Annotated in this window: 17 protein-coding genes; 10 read left to right on the top strand and 7 right to left on the bottom strand. The window is 65.2% G+C overall.

Features of this window, described 5'->3' with window-relative positions:
• Positions 1-2 precede the first annotated feature (2 nt).
• The 4 genes from FJ419_RS25115 to FJ419_RS25100 form a co-directional block, all read right to left on the bottom strand.
• Entirely contained in the window at positions 3-761 is a 759-nt protein-coding gene (locus tag FJ419_RS25115) for a slipin family protein (RefSeq protein ID WP_140631594.1), read from the bottom strand.
• Positions 758-2122, bottom strand: coding sequence for a nodulation protein NfeD (locus FJ419_RS25110; RefSeq protein WP_140699513.1), 1365 nt, complete (start codon positions 2120-2122; stop codon positions 758-760). The genes FJ419_RS25115 and FJ419_RS25110 overlap by 4 nt, the downstream gene beginning before the upstream one ends.
• A 215-nt stretch (positions 2123-2337) precedes the next feature.
• Positions 2338-2643 (bottom strand): hypothetical protein, encoded by a 306-nt coding sequence (locus tag FJ419_RS25105; RefSeq protein WP_140631599.1) that lies wholly within the window; start codon positions 2641-2643, stop codon positions 2338-2340.
• A 286-nt stretch (positions 2644-2929) separates the two neighbouring features.
• Positions 2930-4360, bottom strand: coding sequence for an MFS transporter (locus FJ419_RS25100; protein ID WP_246679346.1), 1431 nt, complete (start codon positions 4358-4360; stop codon positions 2930-2932).
• Between the two features lie 132 nt (positions 4361-4492).
• Between FJ419_RS25100 and FJ419_RS25095 the strand changes: the two genes are divergently transcribed.
• Entirely contained in the window at positions 4493-5422 is a 930-nt protein-coding gene (locus FJ419_RS25095) for a LysR family transcriptional regulator (protein ID WP_140699502.1), read from the top strand.
• A 461-nt stretch (positions 5423-5883) separates the two neighbouring features.
• Positions 5884-6111, top strand: a complete 228-nt coding sequence (locus FJ419_RS25090; RefSeq protein WP_140699496.1) for a hypothetical protein — start codon at positions 5884-5886, stop codon at positions 6109-6111.
• Positions 6112-6192: 81 nt separating this feature from the next.
• Here FJ419_RS25090 and FJ419_RS25085 read toward each other — a convergent pair whose 3' ends face one another.
• Together FJ419_RS25085 and FJ419_RS25075 are read right to left on the bottom strand one after the other, a co-directional pair.
• Positions 6193-6648, bottom strand: coding sequence for a hypothetical protein (locus FJ419_RS25085; protein ID WP_140699491.1), 456 nt, complete (start codon positions 6646-6648; stop codon positions 6193-6195).
• An 815-nt stretch (positions 6649-7463) separates the two neighbouring features.
• Positions 7464-8405, bottom strand: coding sequence for a hypothetical protein (locus FJ419_RS25075; RefSeq protein ID WP_140699485.1), 942 nt, complete (start codon positions 8403-8405; stop codon positions 7464-7466).
• 423 nt (positions 8406-8828) lie between these two features.
• On the opposite strand from FJ419_RS25075, the gene FJ419_RS25070 reads away from it, so the two are divergent.
• The 5 genes from FJ419_RS25070 (at position 8829) to FJ419_RS25050 (ending at position 12779) form a co-directional block, all read left to right on the top strand.
• Positions 8829-9071, top strand: a complete 243-nt coding sequence (locus FJ419_RS25070; RefSeq protein WP_140699482.1) for a hypothetical protein — start codon at positions 8829-8831, stop codon at positions 9069-9071.
• 32 nt (positions 9072-9103) lie between these two features.
• A complete protein-coding gene (locus FJ419_RS25065; RefSeq protein WP_140699479.1) occupies positions 9104-9334 on the top strand; it encodes a hypothetical protein in 231 nt (76 codons plus the stop codon).
• Positions 9335-9746: 412 nt separating this feature from the next.
• The gene (locus tag FJ419_RS25060; protein ID WP_140699476.1) at positions 9747-10232 is read left to right on the top strand and encodes a RidA family protein; all 486 of its coding nucleotides are present in this window, start codon (positions 9747-9749) and stop codon (positions 10230-10232) included.
• 109 nt (positions 10233-10341) lie between these two features.
• Positions 10342-10563, top strand: coding sequence for an alkylphosphonate utilization protein (locus FJ419_RS25055; protein ID WP_140699473.1), 222 nt, complete (start codon positions 10342-10344; stop codon positions 10561-10563).
• Positions 10564-10784: 221 nt separating this feature from the next.
• Positions 10785-12779: an acyltransferase family protein gene (locus tag FJ419_RS25050; RefSeq protein ID WP_140699469.1), complete on the top strand. Its 1995-nt coding sequence runs from the start codon at positions 10785-10787 to the stop codon at positions 12777-12779.
• Positions 12780-13050: 271 nt separating this feature from the next.
• Here FJ419_RS25050 and FJ419_RS25045 read toward each other — a convergent pair whose 3' ends face one another.
• A complete protein-coding gene (locus FJ419_RS25045) occupies positions 13051-13404 on the bottom strand; it encodes a cupin domain-containing protein (protein ID WP_140699466.1) in 354 nt (117 codons plus the stop codon).
• 251 nt (positions 13405-13655) lie between these two features.
• On the opposite strand from FJ419_RS25045, the gene FJ419_RS25040 reads away from it, so the two are divergent.
• The 3 genes from FJ419_RS25040 to FJ419_RS25030 all read left to right on the top strand — a co-directional run bounded on the left by FJ419_RS25040 (position 13656) and on the right by FJ419_RS25030 (position 14966).
• Positions 13656-13979, top strand: coding sequence for a hypothetical protein (locus FJ419_RS25040; RefSeq protein WP_140699463.1), 324 nt, complete (start codon positions 13656-13658; stop codon positions 13977-13979).
• A 171-nt stretch (positions 13980-14150) separates the two neighbouring features.
• Positions 14151-14504 (top strand): hypothetical protein, encoded by a 354-nt coding sequence (locus FJ419_RS25035; RefSeq protein ID WP_140699459.1) that lies wholly within the window; start codon positions 14151-14153, stop codon positions 14502-14504.
• A gap of 123 nt (positions 14505-14627) precedes the next feature.
• Positions 14628-14966 (top strand): hypothetical protein, encoded by a 339-nt coding sequence (locus FJ419_RS25030; protein WP_140631667.1) that lies wholly within the window; start codon positions 14628-14630, stop codon positions 14964-14966.
• The last annotated feature ends 242 nt before the right edge of the window (positions 14967-15208 follow it).

Genomic DNA, 15208 nt, shown 5'->3' with positions numbered 1-15208 from the left:
CCTCACTTGCCCTGGCCCTTCATGAACTGCCCGAGCAAATCCACCGGCAGCGGGAACACCACCGTGGACGAGCGCTCGCCGGCGATGTCGTGCAGGGCCTCGAAATAGCGCAACTGCATGGCTTGCGGCTCGGCCGCAAGCATGCGGCCGGCCTCGACCAGCTTCGCCGCCGCCTGCTGCTCGCCGTCGGCATTGATCACCTTGGCACGGCGCAGCCGCTCGGCCTCGGCCTGCTTGGCGATGGCGCGGACCATGCTCTCGTTCAGGTCGACATGCTTGATCTCGACATTGGAGACCTTGATGCCCCAGGCGTCGGTGCGCTGGTCGAGGATCTCCTGGATGTCGCTGTTGAGCTTGTCGCGTTCGGCCAGCATCTCGTCGAGCTCGTGCTTGCCGAGCACCGAGCGCAACGTGGTCTGCGCCAGCTGGTTGGTCGCGGCCATGAAGTCCTCGACCTGGATGATTGCCCGCTCGGCGTCGACGATGCGGAAATAGAGCACGGCGTTGACCTTGACCGAGACGTTGTCGCGCGAGATGACATCCTGCGGCGGCACATCCTGGACGACCACGCGCAGATCGACCCGCACCATCTGCTGGACGAAAGGGATGAGGATGATGAGGCCGGGGCCCTTGACGCCGGTGAAGCGGCCGAGCGTGAAGACCACGCCGCGTTCATATTCCCTCAGGATGCGGATGGCGGCCGCCAGGAAGATGATCACCAGCAGCGCAATGATAAGATAGGCGACGTAACCGACCATCATTTTACTCCGTTGTTGCTCGCATCGCGACGCCGCACGGTCAGCACGAGGTCGCTGACGTCGATCACCTCGACCCTGTCGCCGGGTGCTACGGGTTCGTCGGCCCTCGCCCGCCAACGTTCGCCCAAAGCCAGCACATGGCCCTCGCCGCCCTGCCAGTCGATGATCTCGACGGGCAGGCCGCGCATCGCCTCGCCGCCGACGCGCGGCGGGTTCCTGCGCGCCGCCCAAACATAGGTTCCGGTGAGCAGCGCCAATCCGAGCGTCAGCACGGCGGCGGGGCCGATGACCGCCCACGACATGGCAAAGCCCGGCCCTTCGATCCTGAGCAGCATGGCCGAGCCGAGCAGGAAAGCGGCGACGCCGCCCAACCCCAGCACCACGGTGGGGTTGAAGGCCTCGATGATCAGGAAGGCAATGCCGAGCAGCATCAGCGCCAGGCCGGTATAGTTGATCGGCAAGAGGTTGAGCGCATAGAGCCCGAGCACAAGGCAGATTGTGCCAATGACACCGGGCGCCACGGCGCCCGGGCTGGTGAACTCGAAGACAAGGCCATAGACGCCGACCAGCATCAGGATGACGGCGGTGTTCGGATCGGTGATGACGGAGAGCAGCCGTATGAACCAGCCAGGCTCCAGCGTCTCGACCGGCAGCCCTTTCGTCGCCAGCACTTTCTTGGCGCCGGCGACATCGACGGTGCGCCCGTCGGCAAGCTGCAGCAACTCGGTAGCATCGCGGGCGACGAAGTCGATGACATGCTCCTGCAGGGCGGCGTTGGCCGACAAGCTTGCTGCCTCGCGCACCGCCTTCTCGCCCCAGTCGCCGTTGCGGCCGCGCATCTCGGCGAGCGAGCGGATGAGCGCGACCGCGTCATTGGTCACCTTGGCCATCATCTCGTCGCCGGGCGGCTCGGTGACGCCCTTCTGGTTCTTGTCCTTGTCGCCGCCCGGAAGCGACGGCAGCCCGCCTATCTCGACCGGCGTCGCCGCGCCCAGATTGGTGCCCGGCGCCATCGCCGCGACATGGGTTGCGTAAAGAATATAGGTGCCGGCGCTCGCCGCATGGCCGCCGGCCGGCGCAACATAGCCGATGACGGGCACCGGCGAGGCCAGGATGTCGGCGATCATCTCGCGCATCGAGGTGACCAGGCCGCCCGGCGTGTCGAGCTGAAGGATGAGCACTTCGGCGTTGCGTTCAGCAGCAGTATCGAGCGCCTCCTCGAGCTGCCTGGTGCTCGCCGGCCCTATAGCGCCGTCAATGGCAACGCTCAGCGCGATCTTCCCGCTCCCGGTCGAGGAGAAGGAAGAAACGGCAGCCGCGGCCACGAGGGCAACGGCGAAAAGGGCCGCCCGCGCGAAGGTCACGCTCGAAGCTCCATGAGTTCAAATATGGGTTGTGCCGTGGCGAAGTCCAATGAGCGTCAAAGGCCGCCTGCGCCAACCGTCGGCGGCTGCGGTTGGGCGCCATGGTTCAGGCCGGCGTGCTGAAGGCGCTGCGCAGGGGAATCGGTCCTGAAGAGACAAATCGAAAAAAAGCGCTCCCGGCCCGTGTCTGATCGCGCGAGCCGGGGCGCGGGGCGTCAATAGTCGGAGCCGCCCTCGACGACGACCCGACGATGATGGTGCCGGTGGATCGAACTCGTGACGACCACGTCCTGACGACGGTGATGGCGATAACGCCAACCCCGCTCGCCATTGTCATAGAAGGCGACCGTGCCGTGATGGCGGTGATGCAAGCGATGGCCCTCGTCATTGATGATGATGGCGGGGCGGTGATGATAATGATGCCTGTGATGCGTCCTGATGACGACATCGGCCTCGGCCGCCGAAGCGACGGCGGGTGCGGCGACGCAGAGCGCCAGGGCGGCAAGAAGCACTGTTTTCATTGCTCTATTCCTAATTCCTGAATCATCCCTTCGGCTGGGTAAACCGCTGCCTATCCCTTTGGTTCCGGGAGCATGGACATGCGCCATCCGCTCCGGCGCGCGATCGAGATCGGGTGGGAGGATGGGCCGGCGCCGCAGTGGGCGGGGGTTCGTTGGGGGTAGCTGAGGCACCGGCCGAAGGCGGAATGGGCACCGCCGCCTGTCAGGATAGGCTCCCGGTGCGGTGACGAAATTGCGTGATCGCGGAAGGAACGGCGCCGGCGCCGAAGCTGCCGCTCTCCCCAGATTACGCGATCCGGCCTCTCCGCCCAGCCACCGCTATCGCGACCGCCAACGCCACCAACCCCGTGGCCGCCGCGAAGGTGAACCCCATGCCGCCGGCGACCGCTGCCGGCGCTGCCGTCGCGACATCCTTGGTGCCCACGGCGAAGGCGAACACCGCGCCCATCACCGCCGTGCCGGTGACAAGGCCGAGATTGCGCGACAGGCTCAGCATGCCCGAGACCACGCCGCGCTCGGACCTATCGACATCGGCCATGACGGCGGTGTTGTTGGCCGCCTGGAAGAGCTGGTAGCCGGGCGTCAGCAGGATGATCGTCGCCGCGTAGCCGACGACACCGAAGACGCCCGGCAGCACGGCGAGCGCGACGCAGCCGGCGACCATCAGCACCAGCCCGGCCATGACCATCGCGGCAGCGCCGAGGCGGTCGACGACACGCCCGGCAATGATGCCGCAAAACGCCGAGACCACGGGGCCGATCGACATCACTGCCCCGGTCGCAGCGTCGCCGAGGCCCAGTGCACGCGACAGGAAGAACGGGCCGACGACCAGCGTGGCCATCATCACCGTCGAGACCAGCGCGTTCATGGCAAGGCTCGGCGCCAGCACTGGGTCGCGCAACAGCGCGAGCTTGACCAGCGGCGACGCCACCTTGGCTTCGGCGACGACGAACAGCGCCGCACCGGCCATGGCCGTGCCGAGCAGCGCCATGTTCAGGCCACCGAAATGACCGCGCCCCATGGTCATGGCCAGCGCGTAGGCGGCAAGCGTGGCGGCAAGCAGCAGTGTCCCCAGCATATCGAAACGCGCGGCTCCCTTCGCCTCTGCGCGGTCGATGCCCGGCCCTTGGTCGCCCGGCAAAAAGCGCCAGGCGGCAAGCAGCGCGACAGCGCCGAGCGCGGCATTGACAAGGAAGATCGAGCGCCAGCCGAAAGCTGCGATCAGCACGCCGCCGAGCGAGGGTCCAAGCGCGGTGCCGATCGCCGACATGGTGCCGAGCAGGCCCATGGCGCTGCCGGTGCGTTGCTTCGGCACCGTCTCGCCGACGAAGGCCATCGTCAGCGCCATCATCACCGCCGCGCCCAGGCCTTGCACGGCGCGGGCAGCGATCAGCATCGCCAGCGACGGCGCGAGCGCGGCAGCAAACGAAGCGGCGCTGAAAAGCGTCAGGCCGGCGATCAGCAGCAGCCGGCGGCCGACGACATCGCCGAGACGCCCGACGCTGACGATCAGCGCCGTGATGGCGAGCAGATAGGCAAGCACCACCCATTGCACCGCCGGAAAGGACGCGGCGAAAGCCGCGCTCAAAGTCGGCAGCGCGACATTGGCGATGCTGGTACCGAGCGAGGAGACGAGCATGGCAAGCGACAGGCCGGCCAGCGCGCCCGCCGTCGAATGGCGCAGGGGCGCGGCGCGGGTTTGGGCAATGTCGGCCATGATTTCTTCTCCGTCGGTTGAACTTGCGGGGAAGATAGGCGTGCGCATGACATGGCGGAACACGCAGCGTATGCACTTGAATAGTGCATCGGACGCCATGCCACTTTGACGAATCCGTGCTATGGTCGCGTCATGCCGCGACCCGATCTCAACCTGCTCGTCACGCTGGATGCGCTGCTTGCCGAAGGCAGCGTCGCCAAGGCCGCGCGGCGCCTCAAGCTCAGCCCTTCGGCAATGAGCCGGGCCCTGGCGAGGCTGCGCGAGGCGACAGGCGACCCGCTTCTGGTGCGTGCCGGGCGCGGCCTGGTGCCGACGCCGCGCGCTGTCGAGCTCGGCGGGCAGGTCGGGCGGCTGGTGAAGGAGGCGGAAGCGGTGCTGCGGCCTGCCGAGCGGCTCGACCTCGCGCGGCTTGGCCGCAGCTTCACGCTGCGAAACAGCGATGGTTTCGTCGAGAATTTCGGCCCCGCGCTGCTCGCCCGCGTGGCTGAGGAAGCGCCGGGCGTGCAACTGCGTTTCGTGCCCAAGCCCGACAAGGATAGCGGCCCGATGCGCGAGGGCGCGGTCGATCTGGAGACCGGCGTAGTGGGCGGTTCGATCGGGCCGGAGGTGCGCGCGCAGGCGCTGTTCCGCGACCGCTTTGTCGGCGTCGCGCGGGCCGGCCATCCTTTGAGCGAAGGCCGGATCACCGCCGCGCGGTTCGCCGCCGGCCGGCACATATTGATCTCGCGCCGTGGCCTCGACCGCGGCCCGGTGGATGACGCCCTGGGGCTCGTCGGGCTGACGCGGACAGTCGCGACCGTGGTCGGCGGCTTCGCCGAGGCGCTGGCGCTGGCGCGTGGCTCCGACCTCATCGCCACGGTGCCGGAACGCTATACCGAAACGCTGCGCGAGGGCCTGTTCACCTTCACGCTGCCGGTGAAGCTCGCCGCGCTGACGATCTCGCTTTTGTGGCACCCGAGGCTCGACGCCGATCCGGCGCATCGCTGGCTGCGCGGGCTGGTGAAAGAGGTGTGCCGCCTTTCCTCTCCGCCATTACGCGAGGGCGAGGAACCCTTGTCCTGATGCGCCGCGGCACCGCGGAACCGACCGCGCGCTGCAGTCGATCATATTAGCCATCACTAACATGTACTATCGTACGCAGGACAAACCGTGTCTGTCATGGAACCCGCGGCATAGTCAGCGCGTTGCCGGGCGCGCGTGAAACAGCCGGAGGCTCGCTTGAGCGAATTCAGGAAGTTCGCTTGCCCCCGGTGCCTGGGCGCCGGCAAGGTGTTCGAGTGCGAGAAACAGGTGGCGTCGAACGGCGCATGTTGTCCCTCTGGCGCGTTGCGCTACAATTGCCCTGGACAACGGGCTTCCTGCCAGGCCTGCAACGGAACCGGCCTGCGCGGCTACGGCGCGCCCTCTACTATAGAGGACTAAACCCGGCCGGCTTCGCTTTCGCTACACTTGGGAGTCTTGCCTTTCATTCGTAATTTCTAATATAATATAAAAGGGCGAGAGCGGAGCGGCGGGCGCCCCGCATGACAATTTATCGTGTCGAGGAAATGGACGGCGAAGCCGTCGTCGCGGCCCATTTGGCCGCAGCAAAGACGCCTTTCGAGGCGGCTGAGAAGGCGCTTGGCCAGAAAGTCACTTTGCGCGCCGGCGCCGACAGGTGGGTCCGCGTCGTCGATCTCACCGAGCGGCCGAGACCGGTCAGGCTCAGGCCCACGACATTCGAATTCAAGGCTATAGGCCAAAGAAAATAGCGCGCTCCGTTTTGCATTGGCGCCAGTGTGGACGAAGCGCGGCGAAGGCGCCGAGCAAACCGCCAGGCACTTTTCCTGGCTTTAAGTACTGGCGCCGCCCATCAGCGCGGCGACCAGGGTCGCCAGGAACACGAGCAGCCCCAAAGCGACCCGGTCCAGCCATGACCGCCGTCTGGCAAGAACCTCGAACAACCGTTTGGCCATCGCAACTTCCCCCATTCGGCGACACTCTATCACGTCTTTCATGAGCGGGTCATGAAACGGCTCACAGATAGATCCGATGCCGCTTTCAAGCGGAATCCCGTTGTCGCCGGGCACCAATGCTGTACTGCCGAATTGCACCCAAAAAAAGTCAGGCTCGAAGCGACATGCCGGCCGGCGAAAAATCAGCCTATTCAAGCGGATAGGCATATGCGCGGCGCTGCCTGGTGAATATCTGAAAAGCCCGGAATTCCGCCATTTCGTGGCTTTTAGCCGTGTCCCCGGCATGGTTGCAAAGCGTGCTTCGAGGACGAAAAGGCGGCTAAAAAGGTGCATCCGGGCCGATTCCCGGCGGCGTTGACAGGGCACCGCGCCAATGGCACTCGGCAACCACTGGTCACGCCATGACCGTTGCTGTTGGGGACGGACGGGGTTTCAGCAGCTTGGCGGCGGCGCCGGACGGGCGGGCACCTTCGAGGTGTACCGCCCGCTCCTGGCCAGCCTCAACTTTCAAGCCGGATATCGCGGGAACCAAGCCGGAGCGTCACCGCCCCGATTCAACGCTTGTCTGCGACTCCCGGCGCCAGTCCGGCATCGGCCTCAAATATCGTCCAACCAGGCTGCACGACCGCATCGGCGCGTGATCGGATCGGATCTCAGAACGTGAAGCCCGAGGATGGCACTGTGGCCGTCACCGCCGAAAGCCTGCCACGCCTGGCAAGCGTCGGTTTGCGATATGTCTTCTTCATCGGCTGCCTCGGCCCGGTCGACGAACAGGACCGCAACATATGCGCGACGTCCGCCGCGTCAAGCGAGGACGTAAATCTGGCGCCAGCAACTGGCCGGCGAGCCGCCAGGCGCGCCAGCCAATCTGTCCGTGCGCCTTTGTTACGATCTGGAAACCGAGACGCTCGCGACGACGCTTGACAGCTTCTGCCGCTTCGACAGCACCGGCTTTTCGTAAATCTTCTTCATAAGGCACCCCATTGCCCAAGTTTCGCGCTCGCACCAAGGCAACGCGAACGGATTCCCGTCAAAGGAAATCTGCTTGATTGACGTGCAACGAGGGCTGGCCGCAACCGAAAGGATGCGGGCTGTGGCTGGCCGGCAACATCCGGCGCCCTTCGCCGATACTTTGCGATGGTCCGTGGTTAGCCCGCGTGCTGCAGCCAATGGCGGTCGAACACGTCGAGGATGGCGCGGAATTCGGCCGGTGAAGCCTGATGGACACCGCCGTCGCTGCCCCCAAAGAGGAATCGCGAGAGCTGCCGGTCGACCTGCTCCGGCTGCTCGACGGAGACGCCCAGCCTCGCCAGATCCGCGGTAATTGACTGGTCGGGCAGCAGGTATCCGCCCCATGCGGCGGCGTCGGGCGCCGGATCGCGCAGGCGCACGATGAGAATCCTGGTCAGCGACGGCTGCGCCTCCGGGCCGATGATGGCGGTGCCGCACATATAGCCTCCGAGCACGCTGCCTGGTTGCGACTGCGGGAACAGGCTGAAGAAGAACTGGGCCTCGCCACCAACCTCCCTGGCATGGATGTAAAGCCCACGCTTTGCCGGCGCCACCGGGCCGCCAAGCACCAGCGGGCCGGTCGGCAACTCCTCGCGGTATTGGGCGGTGAGGCCGTGTACGCCCGGCCCTCCCTCGATCGACAGCCTGCCCCTGATCAGCCGGCCGCGATAGTAGGGTGACCAGGCACGCGAATAGCAGGCATAGCATCCGATGAGCGCGACAGTCTTGGCACGATCGTCATGGGCATGCGCCGCGGCTGCCTCGAATTGCCGCGCGGCATGGCGTTCCAACTCGACCCTGTCGACACCATGACGGTCGCATATGGCGGCGATGAAACTCGGAAGGTCGCTTTCGGCGACCCACTTGCCGGGCTGCTCCAGCCGCAGCAGTTGTGCCCAGTCCTCGTAGACGCTGAGTTCACGCGGATGAGCCCGGCCCTGCAGCCACTTGTCGGCGCGGCCGACGTCGAATGCGGTCCTGGGATTGATAGCGCGGAACGCCGCCGCGAGATCCTTGCGGGTCACAGTGCCGAGCAAGGCCGATGTCAGCCGCAGTTTCTGCGCGATATGTTGTGCCATCGAACCGCCCCCCGGAACCCATGCCCTCCCGTGGAATCCGGTCTGCCCATGACCGGCTGCGGCTGCCCGCCAGCATGGCGTCGACTCGGGATGATACGCATCGCCGCCATGGTTCGCGCCGGACCTTTGTCCCCGCCATACGTCTAGCGTTCCAACCGTCCACAGGCCGACGTTCCTGGAATTCCAGAGAATTCCACACCCTTCCACATTGCTGGCCTTTGCCATCGGGTTGCCGGCGCTAAGCTCGCCGCGGGCTAGGGGCAGACTATTGTGATGAAAATGTGCCGAATGTGGGCTTGAGCACATCATCCCCTTCCTTCGTAGAGCAAGTGACACGCTCGATTTTCGAGCAACGGCGAACCCGGCTCTCAGGGCCGGGAACAACCGAACTCTTGAACCACCTCATCAGGAAGGAACGACCAGATGACCTCGACCGCCTCATCGACACTCACCTTCGTCTTGTTTACCGCGGGGTGCATCGCGCTGGCGCTGATGTTCATGTACGCGCCGGAGGGAGAATTTCAGTCGAAATACGCCAGAGCGGCGCCCGCGGCGCAGGCCGCGCAGCCCACGCGCATCGACGTCGACAACGACGCCCACGCGATACGCTTCTACATCGACGGCAAGCAGGTCGCGCTGCTCGACGCATCGGGCTTCAAGCAATGAGGAGGCCGCGGAACCAGGAAAGGAAACCTGCCATGAAGATCGTGCTATCCGTGCTATCGGCGCTTCTCCTCTCGGTTGCGCTGACCCAAGGCGCCGGGGCCAAGACGAAAATTCCGCCGACCGAGACAAAGGCCAGCGCCGAGAAGACCCGGCCGCCGCTCGATGAGGCGGCAACCGGCGGTATCGTGCCTTTGGCGGGTCAGACGCCGAAGGGCTCGGAACCGGGCCAGGCCTATCCGCAGCCGCTGGACCTGCATTTCTAGGGCAATTGCAGGAAACGCGCCCGGCGGTTTTGGTCCGGAACGCGTAAGACAAAAGATGGCCATTCAGGGGGAACCCATAGCGGGTCCACCATCCAGGATTGGCGAGGAAAAAGCAGCGGTCGGACGGCCTAACCAAATAGCCAGCCCGCCAGCCTGAGGGCCGGAGGCTTGGCGTCGGCGGCGGGGGCCGGCGTCAGCCCGCGCGGATCGCAAAGCCGCGGCCCGCGCGGGCCAAGTTTCAGGCCGTTTTTTGGGACCCGGCGTCTTCAGGCTCCAAGTCATTTTCTTCGAACCCGGGTTTCCTGGAACCCGGGGATCTTTCGAATCAAGTCATTCTTGACGAATGGCCGGCGACCCGAAAAGCTCGGCGACGGCGCGCTCGATGGCGCTGTGCGGGAAGGGAGACCATGCCATGCCGGGTGCCGACGAAAAGCTTGCCGCGCTCAGCATCGAGCTGCCACCGCCGCTGAAACTGCCGCCGGGCATGGTGCTGCCCTTCCCCTGGGTGAATGTGCGCGGCGACCGCGCCTATATCTCCGGCCACGGACCGCAGGAGCCGGACGGTTCGCTTGCGGGCCCGTTCGGCGCGGTCGGCGAGAGCGTGTCGCTCGACGAGGCGCGGGCGTCGGCCCGCAAGGTCGGGCTGTCGATGCTCGCCAGCCTGAAACGCGAGCTCGGCAGCCTCGACCGGATCACCGGCTGGTGCCGCGTGCACGGCATGGTCAATTCGGCATTGCGCTTCACCGAGACGCCGGCGGTGATGAACGGCTTTTCGGAGCTTATCCTCGAGGTGTTCGGGCCGGAGATCGGCCGCCACGCCCGCACGGCAATCGGCGTAGCCGCCCTGCCCCTGAATTTCCCGGTCGAGATCGAGGCCGAGGTGATGATTGCGAGGTAGCGCCACACCTCTCCCTTGCACGCAAGATGACCAGCTCCAGCGCGCTTGACCGGGCCGGGATCGGCGCGATAGGCGGGGCGCAGGCCATCCAACCGATGAAAGATCCGCCATGACAGACGCTATCGTAAAAGACAGCAACGGAACGACGCTGAAGGACGGCGACTCCGTCACCCTGATCAAGGACCTCAAGGTCAAGGGCACGTCCGAGACGATCAAGCGCGGCACGCTGGTGAAGAACATCCGCCTCAACGGCAATCCCGGCGAGATCGAATGCAACACCAAGCAGGTGAAGGGCCTGGTGCTGAAGACGGAGTTCGTGAAGAAGGCGTGAATGCGGCGTCGGGCCTCGCGGGGCGAGATCATGCGGTCGGCTGCTTTCATTGCAGGAGCAGCGTCGCCGGCTAGGGAGGAGCTCGGCAATTCCGGTGCTGCCGCACGTCGTCGCCCTCCCCTTATGTTGCACCGCGTTAGATTTGTTGCATTGCGATATGAGCCCGCAGGCGCAAGTCTTCCCCAAGGCGGGATACGAACGAGCTTGCGAGGTTCGTATTCGTGTCAGCATCAGCGCAGGATTTCCGGCCCGACATAGAAGGGTTGCGGGCGGTGGCCGTAGCGGGCGTCATCGCCTACCATTTCGGCCTGACCGCGCTGCCCGGCGGCTTTGCCGGGGTCGACATCTTCTTCGTCATCTCGGGCTATCTGATCACCCGCCATCTGGTCGCCGAGATTTCCGGCACCGGCCGGCTCGACCTCCTGCGTTTCTACGCCCGGCGCGCGCGGCGCCTGCTGCCGGCGGCGCTATTCGTCATCGTCGCCACACTTGCCGCCGGCGCGGTCATCCTGTCGCCGGAAGAACAGGCGCTCTATTCCAAGGGCGCCATGTTCGCCTCGGCCTATATGATCAATCTGTGGCTGATCCGCTGGTCGTTCGACTATTTCGCCAATGACGCCGCGAGCAACCCGTTCATCCAGTACTGGTCGCTGTCGGTCGAGGAGCAATTCTACCTCGCCTGGCCGGCGCTGCTGATGCTGGCCGCCTGGCTGAAGCCGGGCAAACGCTCGATCGTCGTTGCAATCGCCGCGGCCGGCCTCGTCTCCTTTGTCCTCTGCGCCTGGCTGACGAGCGTATCGCCACCCTGGGCGTTCTACTTTTCGCCGCTGCGCGCATGGGAATTTGCCGCCGGCGGCCTCGCATCGATGGTGCCGGCGCGGCTGTTGCAGGAGCGTCCGCGGCTGGGGCGGGCGTTGAGCCTGGCCGGACTGGCGATGATCGGGGCCGCTTATCTCACCTTCAGCGAGGACGCTCCCTTCCCCGGCTTTCTGGCGCTTCTGCCGGTGGCCGGCACAGTCCTTCTGCTCAAGGCGGGAGCGGCCGGCGTCAGGGACGGCACTCCTCGTTTGCGCAATTCCGAACGGAACTGCGTGAACGCCGCCCTGACGCTGCCGCCTTTGCAATGGATCGGCAGGCTCTCCTATTCGCTCTATCTCTGGCATTGGCCGGTCATCGTCTATGCCGGCATGCTGGCGCCGGAGTTGACGCCTGCCGAGCGGCTTTACTGCCTTGCCCTGACGCTGGCGCTGTCCGCGCTCAGCTACCACCTTGTCGAGAACCCTATCCGTCGCAACGGCTGGCTGATGGCCAATGCGGCGCGGGCGCTGGTGCCGGCCCTCCTCCTGACCGGCACCGGCGTCGCAGCCGCCTATGGCAATGCCAGGCTCGCCGCGCATGATCTCGACCCGCCGCAGCGCATCATCGCCGCGAGCGCCGCCGAACCCTCCACGGCCCGCGCCAAAGCAGGCTGCGTGCTGGATTACGAGACGGTCACGCCGACCCCTTGTGTGTTCGGCGACGGCCGGCGCACCATAGCCCTGTTCGGCGATTCCCACGCCGACCACTGGTCGACGCCGCTGATCGAGGCGGGCCGGAAGAACGGCTACCGGGTGGTGACCTGGCTGAAAAACTCCTGCCGCGCCTCGCGCATCAGCGTCTGGTCGTCCGAGTTGAAGCGCGCCTACGCAGAATGCGACCGCTGGCGCGAGCAGGCGATCAAGGAGATCATCCGCGCAAAGCCAGCGCTGGTGGTCATCTCGGAGCTGGCGCTGAGCAGCGGGCGCAAGATGGCGGGCCGCGGCGGCGACACGGACAGCCAGGACGCCGACTGGCGGGCCGGCCTGCGCTCCACGCTCACCAGCCTGAGCCAAGCCGGCCTCAAGGTCGCCTTCATCCGCGACGTGCCGTTCAACAACGCGAATGTCGACACCTGCGTGGCGCGGGCGCTTTGGCGGAACGAAACGCCCTCGCGCTGCGACCAGACGCGGGCCTATGCCGCCAACGACAAGATGGCGGCGGTGGAGCGCGATATTGTCGACAGCATCCCCAACGCTGCTTACGTCGACCTCACCGACCGCTTCTGCAGCGCCACTACCTGCCACGTCTTCATCGACGGCAAGCTCGCCTTCCGCGACCGGCACCATATGGCGACACCCTTCGCGAAATCGCTGGAGCCGGACGTGGAGAAGAGGGTGATTTCGAAGGTGGGGCGGTGAAGCTGCCAATCTCCCCCCTTGTGGGGGAGATGCCCGGCAGGGCAGAGGGGGGCGCGAAGGATCGCGGCGCCCCAGAATAAGGTCGTCGCCCCATGAAACAGGGGAGAGGTGATTCGGCGAAGCCGAGACGATGATGGGGAGTCGCCCTACGAATGCCTCCCCGGCTTTGGCTGGTGAGATGAACTCAAGGCTGATATGCCGGCGGGACAGCGCCCCCCTCTGGCCTGCCGGCCATCTCCCCCACAAGGGGGGAGATCAGCAGCTCACACCCCTACCCCGCCACAACGACAAAATGCTTCGTCACTGGCTCGAGGATCTTCCACGTCCCTTTGAAATCGGCCTCGACCACGAAAGCATCGCCGGGGCCGACCTCGACCGGCTCGCCGCCGTCGGGCGTGATGATGATGCGGCCGGCGATCATGTGAACGAATTCATAGTCGGTGTAGGTGGCGTGATAGGTGCCGGGCGAAGCACGCCAGGTGCCGGACATCACCTTGCCGTCCTCGGTGGTGTGCTGCACGGCCGTCTGCATGGTCGGCCTGCCCTCCACGACGATCCAGCCCGGCAGGTCGCCGGCCTCGGCATGCTCGACGGGGCCGAATTTGAGAATGGTCTGCTTGGTCATGGGAGCTCCTGCGGTTGAGATTTACGTCGGTGTGGCATAGCCGATGGCGCCAAGGGTGCGCGAGCGATGCTGCGACATCGCGCGACGCGCTATTCCCCCTGGTCCGTGCACCCTTGCAGGGGAGCGAGCGTTTTCCCGCATTTGCGAACGGGCTCGTCCCCGAGATAGGGCCGCGCATTTTCCTCGGAACACCGGCCCCTTCGAAACCGTTTATCCCCTGAAGGGGCGTCCTGCAACTCAAGGAGGCAGCGATGAAAAAGCTTCTGCTTGCTTCGATGATCGCCATCGCCTCGGCGTTCGCGATCGCGCCGGCCAGCGCCGGTAGCGTGCAACTGGGTATTGGCATCGGGCCGGGCTATGATAACGGCTACTACGACGATTATGGCGGATACTACCCCCACCGCTACTATCGCCATGTCTACAATGACGACTACGACAATGGCGGCTATGTGGTTCGCTACCATCACCGCTATTATCGCCATCATTGCCGAACCGAACTGGTGAGCCACTGGCGCCACCACCACCGCGTGGTGGAGGAGGTGCGCGTCTGCGGTAACGGCTACAACGGCTACTAAAGTCACCCTGGTTGGATGGCGCGGAACGGCTTGCCGCTCCGCGCTATCGTCCGATGTGTGCCTGGAGCGCTTCGAGCGCTCACGAAGCCCTCAAATGTTGCCGATTGTGCAGGGCGCCGCAATTTTTGGGCTTGCCGCACGTTGTCATGGGTGAACCTTCAGGAGGTTGCCATGAAAAAGTTCCTGTTCGCCTCGGTGTTCGCCCTGGCCTCGACAGCGGCCGTCATCACATCGGCGGATGCCGGCAACGTATTCCTGGGCGGCAGTTATTTCGGCTACGGCCCCTTCGGCGATTTTTACGACAGCTACAACTACGCTCCGGTGTACGGCTCCTATTGGGGCGGTCCCTATCTGGATGACGGGCCCGGCTACGGTCCGGCCTACAGCAACGACTATGAAGGCGGCTATGTTGCCCCGCCGAGCCACTATCGTGTCGTAAAGCACGGCCGCCATTGCCGGGTCGAAATGGTCAGAACCCGCAGCCACGACCACAGATTCACGCGGGAGGTGCGCGTCTGCAGCTAGGCGATCATCGCCGGGAAGCAGGCGCGGCTTCAAATCCCGCCGATTTTCGCGCTAGGCCCACTGCCTAGGCAGCTTTTCGGCTCGTCAAGCGTTGTCAGTGCGAACCTTCAGGAGGAGGTTGCCATGAAAAAGCTTCTACTTGCCTCGGCAATCGCCATCGCTTCGGCAGTGGCCACGGTCGCGCCGGCAGATGCGCAAGGCTTCTTCGGCCTCGGTATCGGGCCGTTTGGCGGCTATCCGTTCTACGGCGGCCCGTTCTATGGCGGCCCGTTCTACGATTACGGCGGCCGCTATTACGGCCCGCGCTACTATGATGACTACTATCCCGGCTATGTGGTCCGCTATCCGCACTACCGGTACCATCGGTATTACAGACACTACTACATCTATCCCCACCGGTACCACCATAGGCATCATTACCGGCACCACAGGCATCACCACGGGTACTATTACCGGTATTAGCGGGTGATGCGGCCGGCGGACTGATCTCCCTCCTCGTGGGGGAGATCGCATATGGCTTTTGGGAGTTCGGATAACCGGCATGCCTTAATGGCGTCATCCTCGGGCTTGTCCCGAGGATCTACCGGCCTGCCTGAACTGGGCGCGCAATATCCGCGTGCGACGGCGGATCCTCGGGACAAGCCCCATAGGCGCTAACTTAGCGGTCGATGTGCGATGGCGCGCCGTCGTCGGGGTGGTTCGCG

This window comes from Mesorhizobium sp. B2-6-2 (assembly GCF_006440615.1).
In the GTDB taxonomy this organism is placed as follows: Bacteria; Pseudomonadota; Alphaproteobacteria; order Rhizobiales; family Rhizobiaceae; genus Mesorhizobium.
This window is presented reverse-complemented; position numbering and strand designations above follow the sequence as displayed.